Source organism: Hydrogenobacter sp. T-2 (assembly GCF_033971325.1).
Classification (GTDB): domain Bacteria; phylum Aquificota; class Aquificia; order Aquificales; family Aquificaceae; genus Pampinifervens; species Pampinifervens diazotrophicum.
Genome location: NZ_CP117180.1, coordinates 23,319 through 49,015 on the forward strand (window position 1 = coordinate 23,319; position 25,697 = coordinate 49,015).

The window sequence follows — 25,697 nt, forward strand, 5'->3', positions numbered from 1 at the left end:
GGTTTACTTTATGGACATTATCCACTGGGCAAGTTGTTTTGCCTCTGCATCAGAGACGTTTTGAGGTGGCATAGGAACAGAACCCCAAACACCAGCACCACCTTTCTTAATCTTGCCTGCCAAGTAATCCACAGCGTCCGCTCTGCCTGCATACCTCTTAGCTATGTCCGTATAAGTAGGTCCCACCTTCTTTGCCCTCATGTCGTGGCATGCCATACAGCCCTTCTGCCTTGCAAGCTGTTCACTGGCGAAGGATGCTCCTGTGAGACCTATAACCACCGCCAAAGTTAAGGCTACTCTCTTCATGCTAACACCTCCTTACTTGAATTCTCTTAAGGTATTATAATACACAAGAAGGATGAAAAAAAGATGAAAATTGGTCTTTTTGACTCGGGTGTTGGTGGGCTTACTGTTCTCAAGGCTCTAAGAGATAAGTATCCAGAGGTTGACTTTGTTTACCTTGGAGATACCGCAAGGGTGCCATATGGCAACAAATCCGCACAAACTGTCATAAGATACAGCTTAGAGGGTGCAGAGTTCTTGCTTTCCGAGGGCGTGGACCTGCTTATAATTGCCTGCAATACCGCAAGCTCCTACGCCCTGGATGTTCTGCGAGAGAATTTTTCAATTCCTGTTTTTGGAGTGATAGAGCCGGGAGTCAAGCATGCACTTGATACTACAAAAAATAGAAGGGTTGGAGTTATAGGAACAAAGGCTACTGTGTCAAGTGATGCCTATGGTAGGCTTTTGAGGTCTAAGGGTATTGAGGTTTTTCAAAAAGCCTGCCCTCTCTTTGTTCCTCTGGTGGAAGAAGGAATCCTCAATGGTGATATAGCCCAAAGGGTAGTGGAATACTACCTTACGGAGCTAAAGGACAAAGATATAGATACTCTCATACTTGCCTGCACTCACTATCCACTGCTTAAACCTGTTATAGAAGAGTTCATGGGTGAATCTGTCAAAGTGATAGATTCTGCGGAAAGCACCGCACTTGAGATAATGCCCTTTGTGGAAAGGTCTGGTTCTTCAAGTCTTAGCCTATACTTTACAGACCATTCACCAAGCCTTAATTTCCTCATAGAGCTTATCTTGGGTGAACCTATTGACTACAAGCTCCTTACTCTGCCTTGCAAGGTTTAGTTGCTTAAGAAAGTCTTCCCTTACACCTTCAAAGAAGGCTTTAACCCTTTTGTCCCTGTAGTCTCCATAGGTCCAATACAGTGGTCTAAAGCGACCATATACAAAGAGATATTCCATTTCTCCATAGACTCCCTTTCCTAAATAAAGCCTGCCACCTCTTCTTTTGGAAGATGCAAGCACAAGATGGCTCTCATCCACATAACCGGGGTCTATGTTGAGCCTTCTTTTAGAGTCCAAAGCATATTTTCTCTCCATATTCATAGCCCAAAGTTTAAAGTCCACAAGCTCCTCTTTTTTCATAAAACCCTTGAGACTTAGAAATCTCTTGAAGAGTCCATCTCCCATCTCTTTGCCATAGTATCTCTGTAAGCCTTCAAAGTAAAAGCTCTGAGAAACTCTCTCCACTTTAAGGTTTAAAAGGAAGTCTTCCAACAATCCTTCTTCCCTGTATAGTATAGCCATTATAGGTTTTGCAAGCTCCATAGCTTTGCTATCTTATAACTTCTATTAACTCTCGCTTGGTCTTTTTGAGTGCTACCGCACCTTCCAAAAATAGGTTGTATGCAAGTATTATCTTATCGTCCACCATATAGCCTCTACGGTTATTTTGAAAGGTCTTCCTTATCCTTTGAAGTTCTTCTTTAGCCCTATTTGGGTTTAGTTTCCTGTATTTTGCTAACTTCTCAAGCAACAGCTCCCAAAAGTCCTCCCTTTTGACCATCTCCAAGAAGTTTTCCACTGGCACACCTATCTGTGGTGGTTCTAAGTTAAGCTCTTTGAGAACTTCTTTAATCATATTAACCCTTATATGACCTATTCCCTTTATACCTGCAATACTTGAATACTCTGGTTTTATGCCATACTTCAAAGCGTGAGCTATCTGAAGCATTTCAATACTTGAAAACCTGTAAAACTTGTGCCTGTTTATCTCCATAAGGTTTCTCAAAAGATGCAAAGCATCTGTGCCAAGGTAAGAAAACTCACCAGGTGGGTTTTTTATGTTGGGATATTTCACAGTTAAACCTTTCACATAAAAAAGAAGTTGGTCCGTGTTGTCTTTGAGGCACTCTTCTCCACAAGGTAGGAGCATGCCTCTTATTACCTTTAATTCTTCTAAAAAGCCTTCTGCGGACTTAAGAAAGCTATAGAGCCCGTTAAACTTTTTCATATACAAAAGGGGTCTTACGGTGGTTATAGGGTCAAGGTCTAAGCTTCTTCTTCTGAGGAACTCTTCAAAGCTAAGAGGTGGTATACCGGTTCTTATACAAAATAGTCCCTTTTGACTTGGGTTATAGCTTTCCAAGTAGCCATGAGTTCTTAGAAACCTTTCAATTCTCTCCATCCTTTCTTTGCTAACCTTTTTGAAAGAGTAGGTGTTTCTTAGATAGTTTTCGTAGTTTTTACCCTCATACATGTGAGCAAGCAATAGGAAAAAGCTCAAGGCAGTGTCTTCAGCATCCTCCATTACTGCGGTAGTAAAGGGTTTTTCAAGGGCACACTCAAGCTCCCTTTGAAGGTCCTTATCCCTTGCACCATAAACCAAAAGGTTTGAGTATCCCTCTTCTCTTATGCCAAGTCTTCCTGCCCTTCCTTCCATCTGGAGTATATCAAGACTGTCAGGTATACTTTTGAGCTTACCCTTTTTTCTGAAAAACTTAGCAAAAATAATCACCCTATCTGCAGGGAGATTTACACCATAGGCGAGAGTTTGGGTAGCTATGAGGGTTTGAAGTTTCCCTTCTCTGAAAGCCTTCTCTATCTCTTCCCTTTCTTCCTTTGGTATGTCCGCATTATGAAAAGCTATCTCTGGTTCTCTTTCCTCTTCAACTTCAAAAGGCAGTGTCTGGTTCATTATGCCTATTTTTTCTTCCTTTGCCAATTCAATCGTTTTCCAACCAAGACTTTTCTTAGGGACAAAGAGTATAACTTGTTCTCCTCGCTGTTTGAGTGAAAACAGGGCGGACAAAAGCCTTTCTGCTATAAGGTCCTCACCCTCCAGCTCTTTTCTTATGGGTTTGAACTTGGTAAGGTTCATCACTTCTCTGTGCAATGGAACAGGTCGCCAAGCACTCTTTATAACAAGGTTTGCACCTATCCATTCAGACAACTCCTCTAAACCTGGAAGAGTTGCAGAAAGGCACAGCATGGCTAAGTCCATTTTTTTACATGCAGTTATTATCTCTTCTAACATCCACCTTTTACTAATTTGATGGACTTCATCTATTACCACCGCTTCCACCTCTTGCAACCACCTTGAGGAATTCCTGAAGGCATAAGCAAGGTTTTCATAGGTGCTTACAACCACCTTTGCCCTAACCTCTTTATAACTCTCCAACACACTATCACCAGTCCTCATTTCTACACTTTTACCATAATAGGTTCTAAACTCAACCGCCTTTTCCTTTACCAATGCCTTTGTGGGTGCGGTGTATACCACCTTTCCCTCAAAGTTTTTCATAAAGAGATAAGCTATTAGACTTTTGCCAGAGGAAGTGGGTGAAGACACAAGGGCATTGCCTCCCTTGTAGAGCTTATAAAAAAGGGTCTGAATAGGGTTCAAAAAAGAATAGGGTATCTTTGGGTCTACCTCAACCGCTCTTAAGAGTTCTTCGGACTTTACCTCATTGTCTTGGTTTGTAAAATACAGTAGCTTTCCAGAAGGTGGATTAACACTATATAAACTCTCTTTGAGAAGATAGACGGTCAAAGTTTCTGCCATATTCTTTCCATTCTTTTGAGTTCTTTATCAAAAAGAAATTCAAGCTCTGGGACTCTCTTAAGATTAAGGCTCTTTGCAAGTTGAGACCTTATATAGGTGCTTGCATGTCTGAGGGCAGATTCCGCTTCCTTTTCCCTACCTTCCTGAAGGGTAGTGAAGTAAACTTTTGCTTTTCTCATATCCTGTGAAAGCTCCACGTAGGTTATCACCACATCCGCAAGCCTTGGGTCCTTTAGCTCTTTGAATATAAGGCTCGCTATCTCCTCCATAAGCAATTTTTCCAATCTTGCCTTTTTTCTGTCCATTGTGATATAATTTTAGAATATAACCTCGTTCCTGCCATAGAGCAGGGACCATTAAAGCCCAGGAGGTAAGGATGGCAAGAAGGTATTACAGGACAGTAAGGAACTACGAAAGTGTTTTGGTTTTCAAACCCACTCTCACGGAGGATGAAGTCCAAAGGAAACTTCAGGAAGTAAAGGACTTTGTCCAAAAGAAGGGCGGAGAAGTCTTAAACACAACAGACTGGGGCACAAAACAGCTTGCATACCCTATACAAGGCTTTAACCACGGCAGATACTTCATAATTCATATAAGGTCTGAAGAACCACAGCTTACTAACGAGCTTGACTTTTACTACAAAATAAGCGAAGATATAATACGCTGGCTAAACATACAGGTAAAGACCCAAGAAGGAGAGAAGGTTGCTCAATAGGGTTATTATCATAGGAAGGTTAGTGAAAGACCCAGTTATGAGGTATAGCTCCTTAGGCAATCAAATAGTGGAGTTTCCTATTGCATACAACAGGAGATACATGGTAGGTGATGTATGGAAAGAAGAAAGCCACTTTTTTGAGGTCAAAGCCTACGGTAAACTTGCAGAAAGCCTTGTAAGTCGTGTATCAAAAGGCTATACGGTAGTAATAGAAGGTAGGCTCACTCAAGAAAGGTGGGTAGATAAGGAAGGTAAAACACAAAGCAGGATAAGAATAGTCGCGGATAGCGTAAGAATAATAAACAAACCCAAGATGGAGGAGCCTGTAGAGGAGTTACCATTGAAGGAAGAAGATATACCCGAGGAAACTATGGGAAAACCCTTTAGTTCAGAAGATGATGAAATACCCTTTTAAGGAGGTTTTAGGATGGATATGATCAAAAGGTCTGCAAAAAAGAGTTGTCCCTTCTGTGACGCGAAAAAAGACCCAAGCTATAAAAACTATGAGGAACTTAGAAGGTTTATGACAGAAAGGGGCAAGATAATAGGTAGAAGGCAAACAGGTGTATGTGCAAAGCACCAAAGAATGCTTGCCAGAGAGATAAAAAGAGCAAGACAGCTCGCTCTACTGCCGTATCTTGTAGCCTGAGGAGGTAAGTCATGAAGGTGGTGCTTATAAAAGACCTTGAAGGTTACGGAAGTTTTGGAGATGTTATAAGTGTTAAGGATGGCTTTGCCAGAAACTATCTTATACCCAGAGGAATAGCTTTGCCAGCTACAGAGGGAAACCTCAACCATGTAAATAGCATCCTCTCACAGAGGGCAAGAAAGCTCCAAAAAGAAAAAGAGAAGGCACAAACACTTGCCAAAAAAATGGAAGGACTTACACTAGAAATTGTTAGACAGGTAGGTGAGAAAGGAAAGCTCTTTGGTTCTGTAACATCGCAAGACATAGCTCAAGCCCTTCAGGAAAAGGGTTTTGATGTGGACAGGAAAAAGGTTATGCTCAAGAACCCAATAAAAGATATAGGCATGTATACGATTACCCTAAGGCTACATCCGGAAGTTAGCGTAAACATAAAGGTGGATGTCAAACCTGTGGAATAGACTATATTTATAAGAGCTATGAGGGAAATAACCTTTGAAAAAGGAGGAACAAGGAGTTTTGGTTTTCTCCTGTGGCTTTTTATACTGCTGATTGGTGGACTTCTTGGAACGATAGGGGTTGATAATACCTTTTGGTATAAGTCCGCAACCCTTGCCTATGCCTTGTCTTCTATAGTTTACGCGAGCACTCTTTTTCTGCGAGATAGGTTAGTGCAGAATATAGCAACACTTACCCTTTCTCTGGGCCTTATTCTGAACCTTGCAGGCATGATAAGAAGAACTATTCAAACCTATGAGCTCGGCGTGCCACATCCACCATGGAGCAACCTCTTTGAAGCCCTTACCTTTTGGAGTTTTGTGGTAGGCTTTATATACCTGTTTCTTGAAAGAAAGTATGGTATAAGGCTACTTGGTGCCGTGGTGGTTCCTGTGGTTTTTGGACTGTCTGCTTTTGCCATTTTTTACGCTTCAAAAGAGATAGTTCCACTGATGCCAGCTTTGAGGAGCTACTGGCTATATCTCCACGTGGTTACTGCGTTTATAGGCTATGCGGGCTTTACGGTAGGTTTTGGTGGTGCGGTTTTGTATCTTCTAAAGGATAGGTTTTCAAACCTGCCTCTACCATCAAAGGACTTACTTGATGAGATTACTTACAAATCCATAGTTATAGTCTTTCCCATATGGACTGCTTCCATAATACTAGGTGCTGCGTGGGCAAACGAAGCCTGGGGTGGATACTGGAGCTGGGATCCCAAGGAGGTGTGGTCTCTTATAGTGTGGCTCTTCTTTGGAGCTTACCTGCATGCAAGGCAGATGCTTGGATGGAAAGGGAAGAGAACAGCCTGGATGGTGATTTTTGGCTTTATAACGGTGCTAATATGCTTCTTTGCGGTAAATCTTTTCTTTCCAGGGCTTCACAGTTATGCAACTGATTAAGAAACAAACTTCTCAGCTTCAAGCCTTGCTTCTTCCAATATCTTCTTTATATTCTCTGACGAGGTCCCCAAAACCTTTGCCACTTTGTTTACGGTTTGCTCATCTCTATTGTCTTCCAAGAGGTCTATAAGAGAGAGTATGAACCCAAGAAGGCTTAACCTGTTTTCGTAAGCTTCAACTATTTCTCTGTCAAGAAGCAAAACTCTTGCTATATCCTCTGGTTTTTGTCCTAATATCTCCCATGAGAGAGAAAACAAACCCATTAAGTAAGCCTTATCCTTCATTTCTTTTGCGTTTATCTCCGCAATCTTCTCACCGAGACTTGCCCTGAAAAGGGCTTTCCTCCAAAGTTCCTTTTCTTTTTCTTCTACAAACATATCAGAAAGGGCGAGCACTATGGTAAACTTGGCAACATTTTCAAGTCCAAGGTAGACAACTGCATCTTCCACATTGCTGAACTCCCTCGCCTTCGGAAAATAGGCTGAGTTTACAAACTTTAGGAGTTTGTATGTTACCCCCACATCCTTCTCTATAACCTCAATAACTTTCTTCATATCTTTGGATTTTATAGCGTTATATATCTGCAGTATAGTTGATTTAAGAAAGGATATAGTTCTTGTATCCTTAACCAATGCAGGTCTCGAGAGATAAATTCCCTGAAAATATTCAAATCCAAGCTCGTAAGCTTTTTCATATTCTTGTTTGGTCTCTATATTCTTGACTATTATACCTCTTTTTAGGCTTTTTAATATGCTTATCACCTCACTCAGCTCTTCCTCTTTGTAGGGATTATTCTTTATGTCTATCTTAACGAAGTGGCATTTATTGAGAAGTGGCAAGTAGTCTATTTTTTCAAAGCCAAAATCGTCTATACAAAATTTAAAACCTCGCTTTATAAGAATATCTATAGCTTCAAAGAGTGTATTGCTAAGTCTTTTGTTTTCAACAAGCTCTATACCCACATATTGAGGTGATAGCAGGTCAAACATGGAAGCCTCAAGAAATATAGCGGGCACGTTCACAAAAACTAACTTACCATTTCCCACCTTTTGAGGTCCTATTTCAGTAAGCACGTCTATAGCTATACTCGTAGCCTTAAGTGGGTCAAAGTCCTTTGGGTATGCACCAGTGCTTCTATCTTGAAGAAATACCTCGTAGAAAGCTATCTTTCCCTCTCTGTTATATATTGCTTGTTTACATACCACGTTCATGCATTTATATTATAATAGGTTATCCAAAAGGTTCTGCAAATTACCACCTTTGAGTCTTTGAAGGTAGTTCATTACATACTTGCCTATTATATCCACCTCTACGTTTACCATATCTCCTAATTTTCTAAACCTCAAGTTGGTATTTTGATAGGTATGCGGTATAACATTTATGTGTATGTATTGTCTATCAACTTTGTTTATGGTAAGGCTTATACCGTCTATGCCTACAGACCCCTTTTCTACAAAATACGTTTCGTAACCGGGTTTTATTTCAATAATTAAAGACCAGTGTTCTCCAATTCTTTGCAGTTTAACTATGGGAGATGTAAAGTCCACATGCCCTTGCAAGATATGCCCACCGAGCCTGTCAGATAGTCTAAGAGCCCTTTCCAAGTTTACATAATCTCCTCTTTTTAAAGACCTCAGATTGCTCCTGCTTAGTGTTTCTTCAGATAGGTCAAACTCCAAAATATTGCGGTCAATCTTTACCACCGTAAGACATACGCCGTTGACCGCTATACTCTCTCCAAGCACCACATCCTCAAAGCCTGCATCTAAAACAAGCCTTCCTCCCTTTAGAACCTCTACCCTACCCACTCTCTCCACAAGACCCGTAAACATCAGAAAAGCACCTCCTCCGCAGGTAAAACTGGACCCTCGTAGCAAACTCTTTTGTAGCCTTCAGGAGTTTTCACCACACATCCAAGACACACACCCCATCCACATGCCATCCTACTTTCAAGAGAAAAATACATTCTATGTCCACTGTTTAAATTCTTCAAAGCTCTCAGCATGCCCTTTGGTCCGCAAGCATGGACAATCCAAGAGCTGTCAAAGTCCTTTAGCACCTCCGTTATAAGACCCTTCCTGCCAATGCTTCCATCCTCTGTGTAGAGTATGTATTCAAAGCCCTCTTCCTTTAGCCACTCTTCCATACCCAAATGCTCCTCAGATCTGCCCGCATAAACAAAGACAACCTTTTTGCCCTTTGCTCTAAGCTCCTTGCCCCATAGGCTAAGCCCTGCAAGCCCCACACCACCACCAAGAAGTAGATGCTTTTCGCCTTCTTCAGAGAAAAGCCCTTTACCAAGAGGACCAAAGGTCCAAATCTCTTCTCCCTCCTTTATTTTAGACAACAGCCTTGTCCCTCTCCCTAAGAGGTCGTAGAAGATAAGGATATTTTCACCCCTTACATCTGCAACCGCAAAGGCTCTCCTTCCCATAGGGTCAAGGCTCTTAGAAACCCTAAGCATCACAAACTGCCCAGCCTTAACGGACTTTGCGATTTCTGGTGCATGGAGCTCAAGAATAAACAATCTTCCCCTTACATTGCGATTTTCCATCACTTTGCAGAGCAAGTCCTTCATTTTTTGCCACTCCTTAGGAGATTATCTCCAAGAAGGTTAAAGGCTATGACAAGGAGAAAAAGTGCAATACCTGGAGAGAGTATCCATGGATGTGCGACCACAAGATTTACATTTCTCGCATCAGAGAGCATGTTGCCCCAGCTGGGAAAAGGTTCTTGAATGCCCAAACCCAGAAAGCTCAAAGAGGCTTCCGCCAGTATGTATCCCGGGAAAGAAAGAGTTGCGGAAACTATAAGATAGTAGTAGGCATTTGGCAAGATGTGGACTCTTAATATCCTAAGCGTGCCAGCACCATAAGTCTTTGCGGATTGGACAAACTCCTTCTCCCTTATGGAGAGCACCATACCCCTTACAACCCTTGCAAGCCCAGCCCATCCAAGAAAGGAAAGGATAAAAATAACCATCAGAAAAACATGAAAGCTCTCCATAGTGAGAGGGAAAACAGACCTAAGGGAGAGCATAAGATAGAAGGTAGGTATTGCCAAAAGCACCTCAACAAGCCTCATTATAAGAGTGTCCACTTTTCCGCCAAAGTATCCAGAAATGCCACCTATTAGACTGCCAAGAAGGAAGGTTATGCTTACGCCCACAAGACCTATTGTCAAGGAAACTCTTGAGCCGTATACAAGCCTACTGAAAATGTCTCTACCCAGCTTGTCCGTGCCTAAGAGGTATATATGGCATGGCTCTTCCACAGAGAGGAGTTTATATCCGTATTCTGTTTTTCCGAAAAATCTTAGCTTGCAGGCAACATTTTTGTCTTCCTCGTATACCTTAAAGAGAGGGTCTGTCATTCTGTGAGAGTGCACGTAGGGAAAGGTAAGACTTCCATCTTTGAATAGGTGTATCCTTGTGGGAGGATGGAAGGGTGCGGTTCTGTTTTGAAGGTCGTAAGGATAGGGTGCAATAAAGTCCGCAAAGACTGCAAGAAAGAGGAAAAAGCCTATTATGGTTAGAGGAAAGGCAAGCCTCACAGTTTGAATAGTATAAAATATTTAAGCCATGAGTGTGCTGGTCTTTGTGAGTATGACACCCTTGGGTAAAGGGGAGAGCGTCAGCGAGTATGTGGCAAGGGTTGTAGATATAGTAGACAGGTCTGGACTGCCCTATGTGCTTACTCCTATGGGGACCATAATAGAGGGAGAAACATGGGATGAGGTCATGTCTGTTTTGAAAGAGGGCTTTGAAGCTCTAAAAAAAGACTGTCCTCGCATATCCATAACTATGAAGATAGACTACAGGGAAGGAAAGTCTGGAAGAATTTTCAGCAAGGTAAAATCCGTAGAGGAAAAGATTGGAAGGGAAATAAAGAAAACAAGTTAGAGTAGGCTAAGAGGGTTTATAATTAAAGCATGCAAGGCAGACCTCTTTTACCCAATGAGCTTGAGCTTTTCAAAAAAGCCCTTGGCATAGGACCTCACAACTTCTGGAGATGGTCATCAAGGACGAGAAACTTCAAACTGCTTACTGACGGAAAGGTGGTATGGGTTGAAGGGACGGAAGAAAACATAGGAAAATCCATGCCCGTCCACGAAGCCACTTGGTGGAGCTGGGAGCTTATAAGGGAAAAGCTAAAAGATATGGGTTAAAATAAAAAACTCATGGGAAAGTTAGCTTATGTTTTTCCGGGACAAGGTTCTCAATATGTGGGTATGGGGTATGACTTTTATAGGGAGTTTTCTGAGTCTGCGGATGTCTTTCATAGTGCGGAGACCGCCCTCAGATACAACCTCACAGATATCATCTTTAAAGGTCCCGAGGAGGAACTAAACAGAACCGTAAACACCCAACCTGCCATACTTACCACAAGTCTTGCCATATACGCAGCTATGAAGGCAAGGGGTTTTCCAGAGCCAGACTTTGTGGCTGGACACTCGCTTGGAGAATATACCGCACTTGCGGTAGCGGGTGGTGTGGAGCTTTTTGAGGCGGTCAGGCTTGCAAACCTTAGAGGCAAATACATGCAGGAAGCAGTGCCAGAAGGATTGGGTGCCATGTATGCGGTTTTAAAATTGCCACCCGAGAAGGTAGAAGAAGCCTGCAGGCTCGCACAAGAACACGGTGTGGTAGAACCCGCCAACTACAACTCTCCAGAGCAAACAGTGATATCTGGAGAAAAGACTGCGGTGGAAAAGGCGGGTGAAATTGCCAAACAGATGGGTGGTAAGGTAATACCTCTAAAGGTTTCTGTGCCTTCACATTGCTCTTTGATGAAGCCTGCAGCGGACGCCTTTAGGCTTAAGCTCGCTCAAACTCCTATAAAGAACATAAACATACCAATAGTCCAAAACTACACTGCAAAAGCCCACACAATGGCACCTGAAATAAGAGAAAACCTATACAGGCAGATATTCTCTTCAGTGAAGTGGTTTCAAAGTGTGCTTTATATGGTAGAACAGGGGGTAGACACCTTCGTGGAAATAGGTCCTAAGAATGTTCTGTCTAAACTTATTCAACAGACGGTGCGGAATGTAAGGGTTTTTAACGTAGAAAAGATGGAGGATTTAGAGAAGGTTTTGAAGGCTATATGATAAATCCTGTTAAATCTCCTCTTAGATACCCCGGAGGCAAGTCAAAAGCGGTAAATTTCTTATCCAAATTCGTGCCTAACTTTAGGGAATTTAGAGAGCCTATGTGTGGTGGAGCAAGCATGACCTTGTATTTTGCTCAGATAAAGCCAGATGCGAAATACATAATGGGTGATATAAACTATGACTTGTATTGCTTTTGGAAAACGCTTAAGGAAATGCCAGAAAAGCTCATAAAGGAAATCAGGCTTATAAAATCCTCTTTTCTTGATGGTAGAAGGCTCTTTGAGGAGCTTATGGGACGAAGAGAAAGGCTAAATAGCTGTTTTGAACGTGCAGTTGACTTTTATGTGCTTAATAGAATAACCTTTTCTGGAACGGTAGATTGTGGAGGTTATTCAGAGTCTGCTTTTAGGAAGCGATTTACAGAAAGCTCTATTGAAAGGCTTTTTGAAGTTAGCAGAGTTTTGAAGAAAGTTGAAGTGGTTTGGGGTGATTACGAAGAGCTTCTTACAGCGAAAGGAGAAGATGTATTTGTATTTCTTGACCCACCTTACTTTTCCGCACAATCTTCTAAGCTGTATGGGAAGAGAGGCACTCTTCACGTTAGCTTTAACCATGAAAGACTTGCAGAGCTCGTGAAGGATTGTAAACACAAGGTTATGATAACTTACGACAACAGCCCATATATAAGGGAACTGTATAAAAACTTTTACTTGCTGGGATGGAAGCTAAAGTATGGCATGACAAACTATGGAAGAAGCTATCTTAGAGAAGGAGACGAGCTTTTGATAACTAACTATCCTCTTGACAGCTTTCTTAGCAGTCTAAAAAGACAGCACCTTCTTTTTCAGAAGGTGGCAAAATATTACGCATGATAGAGCAGTATATAGAAAAGGCTAAGACTCTGCAGTCCGCTCTCCCTTACATAAGGGAGTTCTACGGTAAGACCTTTGTTATAAAGTATGGTGGCTCGGCTATGACAGAGGAAAGCCTAAGAGAGAGCTTTGCAAGGGATGTGGTGCTTCTGAGGTATGTGGGTATAAGGGTTGTGGTGGTTCATGGAGGTGGTCCTCAAATAAGCCAGACCCTTGAGAGGTTTGGGGTAAAAGCTCATTTCGTAGGCGGAATGAGAAGGACTGACGAGGATACCATTCATATAGTTGAAATGGTTTTATCCGGTGATATAAACAAGGACATAGTGGCGCTTATAAACATGCATAGCGGTCAGAATATATATGCGGTGGGTCTCTCTGGCAGGGATGGGCAACTTATAAGGGCTAAGAAATTGGATAAGGAAAAATACTTCACAGAGCTTGGTCTTGAAGTGCCAGAGGAAGATATAGGCTTTGTGGGTGAAGTGGAAAGTGTAAACACAGAGCTACTCCATGCACTTATGGAAAAGGGTTATATACCAGTTATAGCTCCTATAGGTGTAGGCAAAAGGGGAGAGGCTTACAACATAAATGCGGACTTAGTAGCTTCAGAGGTTGCAAAAGCACTCAAGGCGGAAAAGCTAATTTTTCTAACAGACACAGAAGGTGTAAAGGATGCTCAAGGAAAGCTCATACCAACGCTTAACAAGGACAAAGTTTACGAGCTTATACAGCAAAGCGTTATAAAAGGAGGCATGCTACCAAAGATAAAGAGTGCTATAAAGGCACTGCAATCTGGTGTTAGGAAAGTCCATATAATTGATGGTAGAGTTCCTCATTCCATACTTTTAGAGGTCTTCACTGAAGAAGGTATAGGGACGGAGATAGTGGAATAAGCATATAAACACATTCATATGTTTTATTGAAAAATAACAAACTTTAATGGAAACATGAAAAAACTGGTGTTATGCTTTAGACAATAAATCCAGTTGGGAGGTTATAAGATGAGAAAGCTCTATTTTCTACTGCTAAGTTTTAGCGGTGTTGTACTGTCCGCACCTGTTTTTATGGACGGAGAGTATGCAAAGGCATTGTGTGAAGCATGGAATAAAACGCCTCAACTTTCTGAGCAATTGGGAAAAAGTGAAAGCTGGGTTGCAGTTCCTGAGAGGAAGCTATTCCTTTACAGGGAAGACTGCGGGGATGCCAAGCAAATACAACTCACAATAAAAAATGAGGGAGGTAAGGCGGTTTGCGTTTACGGAGGACCTGCAAAGGACAAAAGGGGCAAGGATGACTTTCTTATGTATGCGGAGACAAAAAGATGGTTAGAGATGGGAAGAAAGGAATACGGACCTATGAGGGCAATGATGTTAGGAAGGCTCAAGTTTGAAGGACCGAGAGGTGTCGCCATGAAAAACATGGGACCCTTTGAAGCCTTTCTTGATATGGTGGATGATCCACCACACAATGCAAGCAGGTGTCCCTAAAGTAATACCTTCTCAAGGGTAAGGCCCTTAGCCTTTGCGGTGTAGGGGCACTTGCCCTTTCCACTTAAGAACTCTTCTATGTCCTTTGGTTCAAGTTTTCCAAGTCCCACATATACAAGACTTCCCACAATTCTTCTAACCATATACCTAAGGAAGTTTCTTGCCTTTATTCTAAACTCTATAAGGTCTCCCTTTCCTATTAGACTTGCCTCTTGAACGTGTATGCGAGTTTCCTTTTCTTCTTCAAGTTTAGCAAAGGCGGAAAAGTCATGAAGTCCTTGAAAGAGACCAACTATGGATGCCATCCTTTCAAAGTCAAGTTTGTAGGGAATTCTCCAGCAGAAGGGTTCAAGAAAAGGGTCTCTTGCATGGGTGTTTAGAATTCTATACAGGTAAACCTTACCCTTTACATGATAACGGGCATTAAAGCCCTCTTGTGTCCAAACCTTCTTTATACCCACATCCTCTGGTAGTAGTGAATTTAAAGCCTTTAGAAGGGTTTCCGTGTCAAAAAAACTCTCCGTTGGAAAATTAGCCACATACTCCACCGCATGCACGCCAGCGTCAGTCCTACAACAGCCTGTTAGTTTGATTGGGTGCTGGAATATCTTCTCCAAGACCTCTTTTAACACTCCTTGAACCGTCCTCAAATTAGGTTGAACCTGCCAGCCATGAAAGTTTGTCCCTACAAAAGAAAGGAGCAAAACGTAGTTAGGCATAAGATAGGATTATAAATAGTTTGAAAGACTTTCTATAAGCCTTTTTTCCAATTCCATAAAATGCTTCTCTTCCTCTTCTCCAAGCTCATGGTCATAGCCCAACAGATGCACAAAGCCGTGCACCAAAAGCCTTTTTATCTCTTCTTCAAGGCTGTGCCCTAACTCTTTTGCTTGCCTTTTAGCAGTGTCTATAGATATAACTATCTCGCCAAGGAGTTTGTATCCGCCTACCTGCTCCTTGTATATAAAAGAAAGGACATCCGTAGCCTTGTCCTTGCCTCTAAAGTTTTTGTTTAGAAGCCTTATAGTCTCATCGTCTGTTAGGTATATGCTTAACTCTATACCTTCTAAGCCTTGAATATCTAACAGCTTGCCAACTATATCTCTAACCCATCTAATCCTTACCTTTCCCTTCTCCTTCCTTGCTAAAACCCTGTTCTTCCTTTGCTCTTTCAAACTCTTCATAGGCTTTTATTATCCTCGCAACTATAGGATGCCTGACCACGTCCTCGTCCTTAAACCACACAAAGCTAATACCTTCTATACCTTGCAAAACCTTTATGGCTTCTACTAAACCCGATTGCTCTCTCTTAGGAAGGTCTATCTGTGTTATATCACCTGTTATAACTACTTTTGAGCCAAAACCTATACGAGTGAGAAACATTTTCATCTGCTCTTTTGTAGAGTTCTGTGCTTCGTCCAAGATTATAAAGGCATCGTTGAGAGTCCTTCCTCTCATAAAGGCAAGAGGTGCTATCTCTATTATGTTTCTTTCAAGCATGTAACTTGCCTTATCATAGTCTACCATGTCGTAAAGGGCATCATAAAGGGGTCTAAGGTATGGGTCTACCTTTTCCGCTATACCACCAGGCAAAAAGCCCAGTTTTTCTCCAGCTTCTACCGCAGGTCTGGTGAGTATTATCTTATTAACCTTGTTTGCTTTTAGATGTGCCAGTGCCATTGCCATAGCAAGGTAGGTCTTGCCTGTCCCTGCTGGACCAATTCCAAAGACTATATCGTTGTTCCTTATGGCGTCCACATATATGTTTTGAGTATGAGTCTTTGGCAGTATGGCCTTTTTCCTATGGGTTATGAGTATTATCTCTTCTCTTGGAGTCTCTTCCCTTTCAAGCTTTAGCCTAACGTAATTTCTTGCTCTCTCTTTTACCTCCTGAGGCGTTAAGGTGGACGTTCTTAGCTCTTTTATTATGTCCTTTAGAAAATCGTATACTGCACGGACTCTGTCTTCTTCTCCTCTTATGAGTATCTCTGTTCCCTTTGCGGATATCTTCACATCAAAGAGCTGTGAAAAATACTTGAGGTTTTCGTCTCCTCTTCCAACTATGGCGTAGAACTTCTCATCAAAGCTTCCAAGGTCAAGCCTTTCCTCTACTCTTTCTGTCATTGTAATATGGGTTATTCGTTAAATATAAATCCTCTCTCCTTAAAATCAAGTCTGAGCTATATCATTTAGGGTTGACAGCTTCCTCTCTTGTTTGTATTTTAAACTTATATAAATACCTGTGGCATGGACCAAAACCGCCTGCTGGGGCAGTCCATGTGTAAAAAGGCGGGATACAAATACCCCAGCCCAGTCAGCCTTATCATGGCTGTCTGGAGGAGGAAAAGGAAATGGGCTACGCAATAAGGAGTGTTATACTGCTTGGAGTTTTGACGGGTCTTTTCCTGTTCGTAGGTAATCTGATAGGTGGTAGGGTTGGAATGACTATCGCCCTCGTGTTGGCAGGAATTATGAACTTCCTCGCCTATTGGTTTTCTGACAAGATAGTGCTTAAGATGTATGGTGCAAGGGAGATACCCTACGAGGAGGCTCCATGGCTTCACAGGATGGTGGAAGAGCTCGCCCAGAGGGCAAATATACCAAAACCCAAAGTATACCTTGTCCCTATGGAACAGCCCAACGCCTTTGCTACAGGAAGAGGACCTTCTAACGGTGCGGTGGCGGTCACTTCTGGCATACTCAGGCTCTTGAACGAAAGGGAACTAAGAGGCGTGCTCGCTCACGAGATCGGACATATAAAAAACAGAGATGTTTTGGTTGCCACCATGGCAGCAACTATAGCGGGTGCCATATCTTACCTTGTAAGCATGCTACAATGGGCTCTCATATTTGGACACTCAAGGGACGGTGAGAATAACAACAATCCTCTTTCTCTTATAGCAAGCATAGCCATGATAATTATAACACCCATAATAGCCACCATTATCCAAATGGCTATATCTCGCTCAAGGGAATATATGGCGGACGAAACTGGTGCAAGGATCTCTGGAGACCCTCTTGCCCTTGCCAGTGCCCTTGAGAAGATACACAACTACGTGCATCAAATACCAGCGGAAGTCAACCAAGGAACTGCCCACCTTTTCATAGAGAACCCCCTTTCTGGTCAAGGTATATGGGAGCTTTTCTCCACACACCCATCTACAGAAAAGAGAATTGCAAGGCTCAAGGAGTTTGCAAGGCAGATGGGGGTATTTGCATACTAAGATAGCACGTGTTTTTCTGGAACTACGCAGAGGAACTCCCCCTCTGCGACCTTCTCTTCTCCTCTTTTAACCTCCACAAAAACCCATCGCTTTTTACCCTCCGCCTTTATGAGCCTTCCCTCCGCTATAAGCTCATCTCCTACCACCACTGGCTTTAAAAACTTTATACTTGCCTGTGCTAATACCACCGTTGGCTCGTTTACCGTTGCCATAGCACAAAAGTCCGCAAGAGAAAAGATAAAGCCTCCATGCACAAGACCCTTCTCATCCGCCACCATCCTACGGTCTGTCTTTAGCTTAAGCACCGCAGAGCCTTCAGAAAGTTCAATAATCTCACCGCTAAGGCTTGTGTCAATCTCCAAGTGCGTTCTTAACTGCATGGACAAACTCCTCCATTTTTTTATGGTCTTTTATGCCAGGGATTACCTCTATGCTGGAGGAAACATCAACACCAAAGGGTTTTACAGTTCTTATAGCATCCCTAACGCTTTCAGAATTCAAACCACCTGCGAGAATTACCCTAAAGCCTCTTTCCACGAGCCCCTTTGCAGTGCTCCAATCAGACCTCTTGCCACTTCCACCATAGGATTCTGAGCAAGCATCAAGAAGCACCGCATGTGCCTCTTTCCACTCCTCTTGAACCTTGAGCCCCAGACAGCTCCTAAAGGCTTTTATGACCCTTTCTATGCCAATTTCCATGGCAAAGTCCAGGCTCTCCTCTCCATGAAGTTGAATAAGGTCAAAGCCCATCTCTAAAGCCTCTTTTGCCTCCTCCAGGGTAGGGTTTACCATAACCGCCACACTTTTGGAACCCTTTACAGCCTCAAGAAGTTTCACAGCCCTACACATCTCCACATACCTTGGACTTTTGGAATAGAGTATTATGCCTAAGTAATCCACCCTTAGGCTTAACGCTTTTTTTATGTCCTCTTCCCTTGTAAAACCGCAGAGTTTTATTTTTACCATTTAAGTGAGGAATATTATATAACTTGGTTAACTTTCTCTCTTTGAAGAAATGCCTATATTTTACACTTGGAGGTGTAAAAATGAAAGCAATATTAGGATTACTTCTAATCTTTAGCTTGGTTTTTGCTCAGCCCCATGGCAAGGTAGTGCAAACGCCATATGTAAAACCCTTCAAAGTGGTTTACGAGCTATTTCTTGACCATCCAGAGAAGATAAGACCAGCTCTTGGATGGATATCCAATGTTATCTTTGTCCTTACAAACCCTCCCTATGATTTCAGCCCAGATGATATACACATAGTGGTGGTTTCTCATGGCAGAGAGCTTCCTGTTTTTGCCATGAAAAACAAAGAGCAGTATGCGGATATAGTGGAGAGGCTTGAAAGCCTTAGCATGTATGGAGTAGAGTTTAAGGTGTGCAAAATGGCGGCGGAGCAAATATACGGACTTTCAGAAAAGGACTTTTATCCCTTTGTTGAGCTCGTCCCTTCCGCTATAACAGAGATAATCCACTGGCAACTTCAAGGCTACGCCCTAATGATACCTCAAGTTTTTGAAATAAGAAGATAAGCCCCGAGCCTTCTTAGAGTTTCTTCCTTTTTGCTCTCTTCTACCACCACCAAGTCAAAGTCCATTTTTAGCCTGTCTGCCACGAAGTTAAATATTTCTCTGTAAACCCTCCAGAAGTTTGACCTATCTAACCTTACTCTTACCACCACAAGCAAGTCCACATCGCTAAGCCCTCTCTCTTCACCCTTTGCCAAAGAGCCAAAAAGGTATACTTGGCTAACATTTTCCAGCTCGCTCTTCATCTTCTCAGCCAAGTTTTTGAGAAAGCTCAGGAGCTCATCCTTCCTTATGTATATGAGTTTTGCACCATTGCAGGATATTATTGCACGCATCTATTGCCTCCTGTGCATTTTCCTCTGTGTAATAGTCAGAGGGTTTGCCTGCAGGCAGACCATTGGGATATCTCGTTGGTATGTAATACAGGTCAAGGCTCTTAGCGCATCTTTCCACTTCCCTTGGTATGTCAAGCCCTGCCTGTTTTAAAGACTGTAAAAGGGCAAGCAGGGAATGTCCCCAGGGTTCAAAGCCTTTATGCATGCAGAGTGCCTTAAGAGCCTTTTCCGCAGACTGCTGTGCGGTAAAGCAAGCCCACTCATAATAGCCATGCTCTAAATCAAGCCTTGCCTTTTCTTCGTCCCTAAGTGCTTGCTCCCACCAGTCTTTCCATCGGTTCATGGACTATACTATAACAGAGGCATGAGGGTTTTTTATGACTTTTCCCTTATAACCGACTACGATGTATACCTTTTTAAAGAAGGTTCTCACTGTAGGTTATATGAAAAGCTGGGCTGTCATCTTTTTGAGGATGGTGCCTATTTTGCGGTATGGGCTCCCCATGCGGAGCAGGTTTTCCTTTTTGGAGATTTCAACCACTGGGACAAGCACTCTCTGCCTTTGAGGAAAAGAGAAGATGGCTCTGGTATATGGGAAGGCTTTGTAAAAGGTGTCAAAAAGGGTCAAAGGTATAAATACCACCTTTATACTTCGTGGGGCTACTGGACAGACAGGGCAGACCCCTTTGGCTTTTTTCACGAAACTCCACCCTTGACCGCCTCTATCGTATGGGAACTAAGTTATGAGTGGCACGACGAAGAGTGGTTAAGGAAAAGAAGGGACCTAAACCATCACAGGTCACCTATTAGCATATACGAGGTTCATCTTGGTTCGTGGAGAAGAGTGCCAGAAGAGGGAAACAGATGGCTAAGCTACAGAGAGCTTGCACCTCTTTTGGCAGAGTATGTAAAGGAAATGGGTTTTACCCACGTGGAGTTTCTACCTGTGATGGAGCATCCCTTTTATGGGTCTTGGGGCTATCAAATAACAGGCTACTTTGCACCCACTTCACGCTATGGCACACCTCAAGACTTTATGTATCTTGTGGACTATCTCCATCAAGAGGGTATTGGAGTTATCCTTGATTGGGTTCCCTCTCACTTTCCCACCGATGGGCATGGACTGGCATACTTTGATGGGACTCACCTTTATGAGTATGGAGATTGGAGAAAGGGCTGGCATCCTGACTGGAAAAGCTATGTTTTTGACTATGGAAAGGGTGAGGTAAGGTCCTTTCTGCTTAGCTCCGCTCACTTTTGGCTTGAGAAATACCACGTGGACGGTCTTAGGGTAGATGCGGTTGCCAGCATGCTCTACTTGGACTACTCAAGGCATGAATGGGTTCCCAACATATACGGTGGCAAAGAAAACCTTGAAGCCATAGACTTTTTGAAAAAGCTCAATACATGCCTATACAAGGATTTTGAGGGCATACAGACTATAGCGGAAGAGTCTACCGCCTTTCCCATGGTAAGCAGACCCGTGTATCTTGGTGGGCTCGGCTTTGGCTTTAAGTGGAACATGGGCTGGATGAACGACACGCTTTTTTACATGTCCAAAGACCCCATATACAGGAAATACCACCATCATCAGCTCACCTTTAGCATCTGGTATGCCTTTTCTGAAAACTTTATACTTCCCCTTTCCCACGACGAAGTAGTCCATGGCAAAGGCTCACTCATATCCAAAATGCCAGGCGACTATTGGCAAAAGTTTGCCAACCTTAGGCTCCTCTTGGGATACATGTGGACTCATCCAGGGAAAAAGCTCCTCTTTATGGGTGGAGAGTTTGCTCAGTGGAGGGAGTGGAACCATGACCAAAGTCTTGATTGGCATCTTCTCCAATACGAAAGCCACAGAGGAATTCAAAGGCTCATAAAGGACCTAAATAAGCTCTACAGAGAAGAGAAGGCACTTCACGAGCTGGATTGCGAGCCAGAGGGCTTTGAATGGGTAGATTTCTATGACTGGGAAAAGAGTATTATTAGCTATCTTAGGAAATCCTCCGAGGGAGACCTTCTGCTTGTGGTTTGCAACTTCACACCCGTTCCTCGCTTTGAATACAGAATAGGTGTGCCAAAGGCAGGCTTTTGGAAGGAGCTTTTAAACACAGACTCTGAGATATACGGTGGCTCAAATCTTGGTAATATGGGTGGAGTATGGGCGGAAGAGGTGCCTTTTCATGGAAGACCTTTCTCTCTTAAACTTACACTACCACCTCTTGCGGTGGTGGTGTTAAAGAAGATTTTATAAGTTAGAACTTCATATTTTTTAGGATACGGATTGATAGAAAGCTCTTCAATGGCAGAAAGTATCCTATAGGTGTGCTGGCGTCAATCCTTTTGAAGTCATCGCTTACCGATTTTTTGAAGAGCAGTTTATACATAAAGGGTTTTCTTTATAGCATCCAAGCTAAGGAGTTCTTCGTCTTTCCTTTCCAAAACTACCTTAACATCATGCATATCTTCAATAAGCTGTGTAAATTCCTTCCATGGCATTATAATTTCCTTGATTTTCTTAGTTTGGTCTATTACGTACTTTACCCTTTCCTTAGAATGCTTTTTCATAGGGTTCAATTTATGCTACTCCTCTCTTTTGGCGACTTGTTCTATGGGCCGGGCGGGAGTCGAACCCGCGACCCACGGATTAAGAGTCCGTTGCTCTGCCAGCTGAGCTACCGACCCTCTGCAGTCTATTAATTATAAAACCTTCTAAAAACTCTTTCAAGCCTTCCACCTCTACCTCAAAGTCAAGATAGAAAAGGTTTTCCGCAGGCTCTAACTTTACAAGGTCCTTTAAGGTGGTTATGTATAGCTTATCCCTTTGAAGTTTGAAACCTCTATAGTGATAGTGGTCTGGAAAGCCAAGGGTGTCTTCCAGTCTTATGCCTAATCTCCTAAGGGTTTGGAAAAACTGCTCGTTGTCTCCAAGTCCACAAAAGGCTAAAAAGCTAAGCTCATGGTAGTTTTCTACCTGCCTGTGGTCTGTGCTCCTAAGTATCCTCCAGCCACTTCTACGCATCTTAAAGGTAGGCTTGTGAGCATGTCTCCAGTCAAAGTCCTCAAGCTCTCTGTATGAAAGCACAAAAGCGTCCGCCCTTTCCATACCTTCAAGTGGCTCTCTCAATCTACCAAAAGGTAAAACCCTGTCTGAGAAGTCTCTTTTTCTGAGAAGAAGAAGGTCTAAGTCTCTGTGTATTTTCCTGTGCTGAAAGCCATCGTCAAGGATGATAAGCTCTGGTTTTAATTCCCTAAGGGCAAAGTCCGCACCCCTGCACCGCACCTCATCCACCACAAGGCTAACCCTTGGCAGTAGCTTTGCCAACATATAAGGCTCATCTCCAGCCTCCTGCCAGCTTGCCCTCAAGTTACCCCATTCAGAGACTAAAAGTGTCCCCTTTGTGCTTCTTTTGTAGCCTCTTGAAATTACGCATACCTTTAACTTCTCAGAGAGCATATTAGCTATATACCTAACCAAGGAGCTCTTCCCGCTTCCTCCGACAGACAGATTCCCAACTGAAATAACAGGAATAGGGAATTTGCATTGAGCTATAAGCCCTGAGTCATAAACCCAGTTTCTAAGTTTTACCGCCCAGAGGTATGGGTTGAGGCTTTCAAGCATTTTTGAACCTTTTTGCGTCCCTTATGAGAAAAAAGGCGAGCAAGAAGCCTCCAATTATTGCACTCAAATACTGAGTTATAAACCTCCAAAGCATGGAAAAGCCTCCAAGAAGAGAAAGCTCCAAGAAGGGTTCAAAGGCATACAATGCACCTACCTCTCCCACACCGCTTCCACCCGGAGTTGGGCTTATAAATATGGCATACAGTAGCAAAAGCTGATGTTCTATGAGGGTTAAAATTTCTGGCTGTGGATTAAAGCTCTTTAGTAGGAAAGCACCCGACGCTAAGAAAGACATATAAACAAGCACACTGCTTAAGCATGCAATAAGTATGCTCATCTTTTTGTCCCTAAGAAATATTTTGAGGACTACCAAGTATTTTTTGAGATTATATTTTAGCCTCTGTATGAGCTTTTGCTGGTTAGAAGAGCTTCTCTTAAAGAAAAGCCTAAGAAGTATGTATAAGAAAAGCACTAAAGCAAAGAAAAAGAGCAAAACGTAGCCTATTCTAACACCTTGAGATGGGTTTTTGTATATGTGTAAAAGCACGTAGGGTAGAGCCAGAAGAAAAAAAACTAAACCACTTAGCATTTTCATAGTTAATATGCTAAGCACCTTATGCAATTTTCCACCCTTTCTTGAAAGAGTATACATGGACATAAACTCTCCCCCTGCTTGTGAGGGTGTTATGGTAGCACCAAAGGTATTTATGTAGGATATAACATAGCCGTAAAAGAAGGAGTATCTTAGCTTCATTGCCCTCGAAAGCACAAAAAACCTAATGTTGTCAAAGGTATGATACAAAAGCATACAAACAAAGGACATGAGCATATACTTCTTGTCCGCATGGATAAGCGCGTTAAAAAAGTCCTTTGTAAAAGTCTTCTTGACTATATAGACCAATGAACCGCCCACAAACAAGAGGGTAAGGAGTATGCCATACAGAATTGACCTATACATTCGTAGGTTTATATTTTAATCCTCATGCGAGTCCTTATGATAGACAACTATGACTCCTTTACCTACAACTTGGTTCAATATTTGCAGATGCTTTCTGCGGATGTGGCTGTAAGAAGAAATGACGAAATAAGCCTTGAGGACATAAGAAGGGCAAAGCCAGATGCTATTGTGATATCTCCTGGACCTTGCACTCCAAAGGAGGCAGGCATATCTGTGGATGTGATAAGGGAGTTTTACAGGGAAATACCCATACTGGGTGTTTGCTTAGGTCATCAGTCTATAGGTTATGCCTTTGGGGCAAGGATAGTGAGGGCAAAAAGGCTTATGCATGGCAAAACATCTCAGATAACACACACAGGCGAGGGCATCTTTGAAGGTCTCAAGAACCCTTTTACTGCGGTAAGATATCACTCCCTTGTCATAGACAAGAGCACCCTGCCAGAGGTTTTAAAGATAACCGCATGGTCTGAAGACGATGAAATAATGGGTGTCCAACATGTGGAGTATCCTCTCTTTGGTGTCCAGTTTCATCCAGAATCTGTTCTTTCAGAAGAGGGTATGAAACTTCTTGAAAACTTTCTTAGAATAGCAAAGGAGAGAGTTTTGGTATAATTGAATTGTGAAGGTTTTAGTGGTCGGTAATGGTGGTAGGGAGCACGCCATAGCATGGAAGCTGTCTCAAAGTCCTTTGATAAAAGCCCTTTACTGTGCTAAGGGAAATGCTGGTACTTCAAAGATAGCCAGAAATATACCCATAGAACCCACAGACATAAAAACCCTTGCGGACTTTGCTCAAAGGGAAGGTATTGACTTTACGGTGGTTGGACCAGAAGCACCCTTGTGTGCTGGTCTTGTGGACGAGTTTGAAAGGAGGGGTCTAAGGGTCTTTGGACCCTCTCAGAAGGCTTCTATGCTTGAGGGGAGTAAGGTCTTTGCTAAGGAGTTTATGCAAAGGCATGGTATACCCACCGCAGAGTTTCATGTATTTGAAGACCCACAAAAGGCGAGGAATTTTGTGAAGGATTTTGGTGTTCCTGTGGTTATAAAGGCGGATGGGCTTGCAAGCGGTAAGGGGGTGGTAGTTTGCAAGAGCCAAGAAGAAGCTATGCAAGCCATAGAAAGGCTAATGGTAAGAAAAAGTCTCGGCGAAGCGGGGTCAAGGGTGGTTATAGAAGAATACCTTGAAGGTGAGGAAGCCTCTTACATAGTGCTTCTCAATGGAGACAGATACCTACCCCTACCTACCTCTCAAGACCATAAAAGACTTCTTGACGGTGATATGGGTCCAAACACAGGTGGCATGGGAGCATACTCACCCAATCCCTTTGTGGACGAGGATACGGAGAAAGCCATAAGGGAGCAGATAGTAGAAAGGGTAATAGAAGGTCTAAAGAGAGAGGGCATATACTACAGGGGCTTTCTGTATGTGGGTCTTATGCTTACCCATAGAGGACCAAAGGTATTAGAGTTTAACGTAAGGCTTGGAGACCCAGAAGCTCAGCCACTTCTTATGAGGCTAAGGGGAGACTTCCTCCAAACCCTGCTTGATTTTTATGAAGGCAAGGATATAAGCCTTGATATAGACCCAAGACATACACTGTGTGTAGTCCTTGCAAGCAAGGGCTATCCAGAAAAGCCAGAGGATGGCAAGGAGATTTTAGGGCTTGAGGAAGTGGAAAAATTAGAGGATATAGTGCTTTTCCATGCTGGAACGGAAGAAAGGAATGGCAAAATATACACAAGGGGTGGAAGGGTTTTGAATGTGTGTGCTTGGGGAAGGGACTTACAGGAAGCAAGGGAAAGGGCTTACAAGGCGGTTGAGAAGATAAGGTTTGAGGGCATGCATTACAGAAGGGACATAGGGCTTAGGGGGATAAGGTCGTTAACTGAAAGAAAGGGCTTTTAAACCTCTATAGCATACGCTTCAATCTAATACTC

Annotated in this window: 35 protein-coding genes and 1 tRNA gene; 17 read left to right on the forward strand and 19 right to left on the reverse strand. The window is 42.8% G+C overall.

Annotated features, from left to right (window positions below):
* Positions 1 to 3 precede the first annotated feature (3 nt).
* Positions 4 to 306, reverse strand: a complete 303-nt coding sequence (locus IAE16_RS00110; RefSeq protein WP_323700669.1) for a c-type cytochrome — start codon at positions 304 to 306, stop codon at positions 4 to 6.
* A gap of 63 nt (positions 307 to 369) precedes the next feature.
* On the opposite strand from IAE16_RS00110, the gene murI reads away from it, so the two are divergent.
* Positions 370 to 1,140: a glutamate racemase gene (gene murI, locus IAE16_RS00115; protein ID WP_323700670.1), complete on the forward strand. Its 771-nt coding sequence runs from the start codon at positions 370 to 372 to the stop codon at positions 1,138 to 1,140.
* Here murI and IAE16_RS00120 read toward each other — a convergent pair.
* From IAE16_RS00120 to rbfA, 3 genes are read right to left on the reverse strand one after another with little or no spacing between them, the layout of a single operon-like run.
* Positions 1,057 to 1,602, reverse strand: coding sequence for a DUF4416 family protein (locus tag IAE16_RS00120; protein WP_323700671.1), 546 nt, complete (start codon positions 1,600 to 1,602; stop codon positions 1,057 to 1,059). The genes murI and IAE16_RS00120 overlap by 84 nt on opposite strands.
* Before the next feature lie 28 nt (positions 1,603 to 1,630).
* Positions 1,631 to 3,859 carry a DEAD/DEAH box helicase gene (locus IAE16_RS00125; RefSeq protein ID WP_323700672.1) on the reverse strand — a complete coding sequence of 743 codons (2,229 nt, stop codon included), beginning with the start codon at positions 3,857 to 3,859 and terminating at the stop codon, positions 1,631 to 1,633.
* Complete coding sequence (gene rbfA / locus IAE16_RS00130) at positions 3,844 to 4,164, reverse strand: 30S ribosome-binding factor RbfA (RefSeq protein WP_323700673.1); 321 nt, start codon at positions 4,162 to 4,164, stop codon at positions 3,844 to 3,846. Before rbfA ends, IAE16_RS00125 begins: the two co-directional genes overlap by 16 nt.
* A 71-nt stretch (positions 4,165 to 4,235) precedes the next feature.
* Here rbfA and rpsF point away from each other — a divergent pair, with 71 nt between their 5' ends.
* From rpsF to ccsB, 5 genes are read left to right on the forward strand one after another with little or no spacing between them, the layout of a single operon-like run.
* On the forward strand, positions 4,236 to 4,574 hold the full coding sequence (gene rpsF / locus IAE16_RS00135; protein WP_323700674.1) for a 30S ribosomal protein S6: 339 nt from the start codon (positions 4,236 to 4,238) through the stop codon (positions 4,572 to 4,574).
* Between the two features lie 22 nt (positions 4,575 to 4,596).
* Positions 4,597 to 4,989 carry a single-stranded DNA-binding protein gene (gene ssb, locus IAE16_RS00140; RefSeq protein ID WP_323700675.1) on the forward strand — a complete coding sequence of 131 codons (393 nt, stop codon included), beginning with the start codon at positions 4,597 to 4,599 and terminating at the stop codon, positions 4,987 to 4,989.
* Positions 4,990 to 5,007: 18 nt separating this feature from the next.
* On the forward strand, positions 5,008 to 5,223 hold the full coding sequence (gene rpsR / locus IAE16_RS00145; RefSeq protein ID WP_438617132.1) for a 30S ribosomal protein S18: 216 nt from the start codon (positions 5,008 to 5,010) through the stop codon (positions 5,221 to 5,223).
* A gap of 11 nt (positions 5,224 to 5,234) precedes the next feature.
* Positions 5,235 to 5,681: a 50S ribosomal protein L9 gene (gene rplI, locus IAE16_RS00150; protein WP_323700677.1), complete on the forward strand. Its 447-nt coding sequence runs from the start codon at positions 5,235 to 5,237 to the stop codon at positions 5,679 to 5,681.
* 18 nt (positions 5,682 to 5,699) lie between these two features.
* Complete coding sequence (gene ccsB / locus IAE16_RS00155) at positions 5,700 to 6,617, forward strand: c-type cytochrome biogenesis protein CcsB (RefSeq protein ID WP_323700678.1); 918 nt, start codon at positions 5,700 to 5,702, stop codon at positions 6,615 to 6,617.
* Here ccsB and IAE16_RS00160 read toward each other — a convergent pair.
* The 4 genes from IAE16_RS00160 to IAE16_RS00175 are packed head-to-tail and all read right to left on the reverse strand — an operon-like array spanning position 6,614 to position 10,169.
* Positions 6,614 to 7,828: an EAL and HDOD domain-containing protein gene (locus IAE16_RS00160; RefSeq protein ID WP_323700679.1), complete on the reverse strand. Its 1,215-nt coding sequence runs from the start codon at positions 7,826 to 7,828 to the stop codon at positions 6,614 to 6,616. The genes ccsB and IAE16_RS00160 overlap by 4 nt on opposite strands.
* Before the next feature lie 9 nt (positions 7,829 to 7,837).
* On the reverse strand, positions 7,838 to 8,449 hold the full coding sequence (locus IAE16_RS00165; RefSeq protein ID WP_323700680.1) for a riboflavin synthase: 612 nt from the start codon (positions 8,447 to 8,449) through the stop codon (positions 7,838 to 7,840).
* Positions 8,449 to 9,195 carry a dihydroorotate dehydrogenase electron transfer subunit gene (locus tag IAE16_RS00170; protein WP_323700681.1) on the reverse strand — a complete coding sequence of 249 codons (747 nt, stop codon included), beginning with the start codon at positions 9,193 to 9,195 and terminating at the stop codon, positions 8,449 to 8,451. Before IAE16_RS00170 ends, IAE16_RS00165 begins: the two co-directional genes overlap by 1 nt.
* A complete protein-coding gene (locus tag IAE16_RS00175; protein ID WP_323700682.1) occupies positions 9,192 to 10,169 on the reverse strand; it encodes an ABC transporter permease in 978 nt (325 codons plus the stop codon). Before IAE16_RS00175 ends, IAE16_RS00170 begins: the two co-directional genes overlap by 4 nt.
* Before the next feature lie 28 nt (positions 10,170 to 10,197).
* Here IAE16_RS00175 and IAE16_RS00180 point away from each other — a divergent pair, with 28 nt between their 5' ends.
* The 6 genes from IAE16_RS00180 to IAE16_RS00205 all read left to right on the forward strand — a co-directional run bounded on the left by IAE16_RS00180 (position 10,198) and on the right by IAE16_RS00205 (position 14,088).
* Complete coding sequence (locus IAE16_RS00180) at positions 10,198 to 10,518, forward strand: MTH1187 family thiamine-binding protein (RefSeq protein WP_323700683.1); 321 nt, start codon at positions 10,198 to 10,200, stop codon at positions 10,516 to 10,518.
* 29 nt (positions 10,519 to 10,547) lie between these two features.
* Complete coding sequence (locus IAE16_RS00185) at positions 10,548 to 10,784, forward strand: hypothetical protein (protein ID WP_323700684.1); 237 nt, start codon at positions 10,548 to 10,550, stop codon at positions 10,782 to 10,784.
* Positions 10,785 to 10,796: 12 nt separating this feature from the next.
* Positions 10,797 to 11,726 (forward strand): ACP S-malonyltransferase, encoded by a 930-nt coding sequence (fabD, locus tag IAE16_RS00190; protein WP_323700685.1) that lies wholly within the window; start codon positions 10,797 to 10,799, stop codon positions 11,724 to 11,726.
* Entirely contained in the window at positions 11,723 to 12,601 is an 879-nt protein-coding gene (locus IAE16_RS00195) for a DNA adenine methylase (protein WP_323700686.1), read from the forward strand. The genes fabD and IAE16_RS00195 overlap by 4 nt, the downstream gene beginning before the upstream one ends.
* Complete coding sequence (argB, locus tag IAE16_RS00200) at positions 12,601 to 13,494, forward strand: acetylglutamate kinase (RefSeq protein WP_323701649.1); 894 nt, start codon at positions 12,601 to 12,603, stop codon at positions 13,492 to 13,494. The genes IAE16_RS00195 and argB overlap by 1 nt, the downstream gene beginning before the upstream one ends.
* Before the next feature lie 108 nt (positions 13,495 to 13,602).
* Entirely contained in the window at positions 13,603 to 14,088 is a 486-nt protein-coding gene (locus IAE16_RS00205) for an SCP2 sterol-binding domain-containing protein (protein ID WP_323700687.1), read from the forward strand.
* Here IAE16_RS00205 and truA read toward each other — a convergent pair.
* From truA to IAE16_RS00220, 3 genes are read right to left on the reverse strand one after another with little or no spacing between them, the layout of a single operon-like run.
* Complete coding sequence (truA, locus tag IAE16_RS00210; protein WP_323700688.1) at positions 14,085 to 14,807, reverse strand: tRNA pseudouridine(38-40) synthase TruA; 723 nt, start codon at positions 14,805 to 14,807, stop codon at positions 14,085 to 14,087. The genes IAE16_RS00205 and truA overlap by 4 nt on opposite strands.
* Before the next feature lie 9 nt (positions 14,808 to 14,816).
* Positions 14,817 to 15,272 carry an rRNA maturation RNase YbeY gene (gene ybeY, locus IAE16_RS00215; protein ID WP_323700689.1) on the reverse strand — a complete coding sequence of 152 codons (456 nt, stop codon included), beginning with the start codon at positions 15,270 to 15,272 and terminating at the stop codon, positions 14,817 to 14,819.
* Positions 15,202 to 16,212: a PhoH family protein gene (locus tag IAE16_RS00220; RefSeq protein WP_323700690.1), complete on the reverse strand. Its 1,011-nt coding sequence runs from the start codon at positions 16,210 to 16,212 to the stop codon at positions 15,202 to 15,204. Before IAE16_RS00220 ends, ybeY begins: the two co-directional genes overlap by 71 nt.
* A gap of 227 nt (positions 16,213 to 16,439) precedes the next feature.
* Between IAE16_RS00220 and htpX the strand changes: the two genes are divergently transcribed.
* Positions 16,440 to 17,312: a zinc metalloprotease HtpX gene (htpX, locus tag IAE16_RS00225; protein WP_323700691.1), complete on the forward strand. Its 873-nt coding sequence runs from the start codon at positions 16,440 to 16,442 to the stop codon at positions 17,310 to 17,312.
* On the opposite strand, the gene IAE16_RS00230 is transcribed toward htpX, so the two are convergent.
* Together IAE16_RS00230 and IAE16_RS00235 are read right to left on the reverse strand one after the other, a co-directional pair.
* Positions 17,309 to 17,692: a PaaI family thioesterase gene (locus IAE16_RS00230; protein ID WP_323700692.1), complete on the reverse strand. Its 384-nt coding sequence runs from the start codon at positions 17,690 to 17,692 to the stop codon at positions 17,309 to 17,311. The two genes, htpX and IAE16_RS00230, sit on opposite strands and share 4 nt — an antisense overlap.
* Positions 17,664 to 18,278 (reverse strand): phosphoribosylanthranilate isomerase, encoded by a 615-nt coding sequence (locus IAE16_RS00235; RefSeq protein WP_323700693.1) that lies wholly within the window; start codon positions 18,276 to 18,278, stop codon positions 17,664 to 17,666. The genes IAE16_RS00230 and IAE16_RS00235 overlap by 29 nt, the downstream gene beginning before the upstream one ends.
* 80 nt (positions 18,279 to 18,358) lie before the next feature.
* Here IAE16_RS00235 and IAE16_RS00240 point away from each other — a divergent pair, with 80 nt between their 5' ends.
* Positions 18,359 to 18,847 carry a DsrE family protein gene (locus IAE16_RS00240; RefSeq protein ID WP_323700694.1) on the forward strand — a complete coding sequence of 163 codons (489 nt, stop codon included), beginning with the start codon at positions 18,359 to 18,361 and terminating at the stop codon, positions 18,845 to 18,847.
* On the opposite strand, the gene IAE16_RS00245 is transcribed toward IAE16_RS00240, so the two are convergent.
* Together IAE16_RS00245 and IAE16_RS00250 are read right to left on the reverse strand one after the other, a co-directional pair.
* Positions 18,823 to 19,179: a nucleotidyltransferase domain-containing protein gene (locus IAE16_RS00245; RefSeq protein ID WP_323700695.1), complete on the reverse strand. Its 357-nt coding sequence runs from the start codon at positions 19,177 to 19,179 to the stop codon at positions 18,823 to 18,825. The two genes, IAE16_RS00240 and IAE16_RS00245, sit on opposite strands and share 25 nt — an antisense overlap.
* Positions 19,124 to 19,522 carry a HEPN domain-containing protein gene (locus IAE16_RS00250; protein WP_323700696.1) on the reverse strand — a complete coding sequence of 133 codons (399 nt, stop codon included), beginning with the start codon at positions 19,520 to 19,522 and terminating at the stop codon, positions 19,124 to 19,126. Before IAE16_RS00250 ends, IAE16_RS00245 begins: the two co-directional genes overlap by 56 nt.
* 21 nt (positions 19,523 to 19,543) lie before the next feature.
* Between IAE16_RS00250 and glgB the strand changes: the two genes are divergently transcribed.
* Positions 19,544 to 21,433, forward strand: coding sequence for a 1,4-alpha-glucan branching protein GlgB (gene glgB / locus IAE16_RS00255; RefSeq protein ID WP_323700697.1), 1,890 nt, complete (start codon positions 19,544 to 19,546; stop codon positions 21,431 to 21,433).
* 125 nt (positions 21,434 to 21,558) lie between these two features.
* On the opposite strand, the gene IAE16_RS00260 is transcribed toward glgB, so the two are convergent.
* The 4 genes from IAE16_RS00260 to IAE16_RS00275 all read right to left on the reverse strand — a co-directional run bounded on the left by IAE16_RS00260 (position 21,559) and on the right by IAE16_RS00275 (position 23,759).
* A complete protein-coding gene (locus IAE16_RS00260) occupies positions 21,559 to 21,747 on the reverse strand; it encodes a hypothetical protein (RefSeq protein ID WP_323700698.1) in 189 nt (62 codons plus the stop codon).
* A gap of 44 nt (positions 21,748 to 21,791) precedes the next feature.
* Positions 21,792 to 21,864 (reverse strand) — tRNA-Lys (locus IAE16_RS00265).
* Entirely contained in the window at positions 21,827 to 22,801 is a 975-nt protein-coding gene (lpxK, locus tag IAE16_RS00270) for a tetraacyldisaccharide 4'-kinase (protein WP_323701650.1), read from the reverse strand. The genes IAE16_RS00265 and lpxK overlap by 38 nt, the downstream gene beginning before the upstream one ends.
* Positions 22,794 to 23,759, reverse strand: coding sequence for a flippase-like domain-containing protein (locus IAE16_RS00275; RefSeq protein ID WP_323700699.1), 966 nt, complete (start codon positions 23,757 to 23,759; stop codon positions 22,794 to 22,796). Before IAE16_RS00275 ends, lpxK begins: the two co-directional genes overlap by 8 nt.
* A 24-nt stretch (positions 23,760 to 23,783) precedes the next feature.
* On the opposite strand from IAE16_RS00275, the gene IAE16_RS00280 reads away from it, so the two are divergent.
* Positions 23,784 to 24,371, forward strand: coding sequence for an anthranilate synthase component II (locus tag IAE16_RS00280; protein ID WP_323700700.1), 588 nt, complete (start codon positions 23,784 to 23,786; stop codon positions 24,369 to 24,371).
* Positions 24,372 to 24,378: 7 nt separating this feature from the next.
* A complete protein-coding gene (purD, locus tag IAE16_RS00285) occupies positions 24,379 to 25,665 on the forward strand; it encodes a phosphoribosylamine--glycine ligase (protein WP_323700701.1) in 1,287 nt (428 codons plus the stop codon).
* The last annotated feature ends 32 nt before the right edge of the window (positions 25,666 to 25,697 follow it).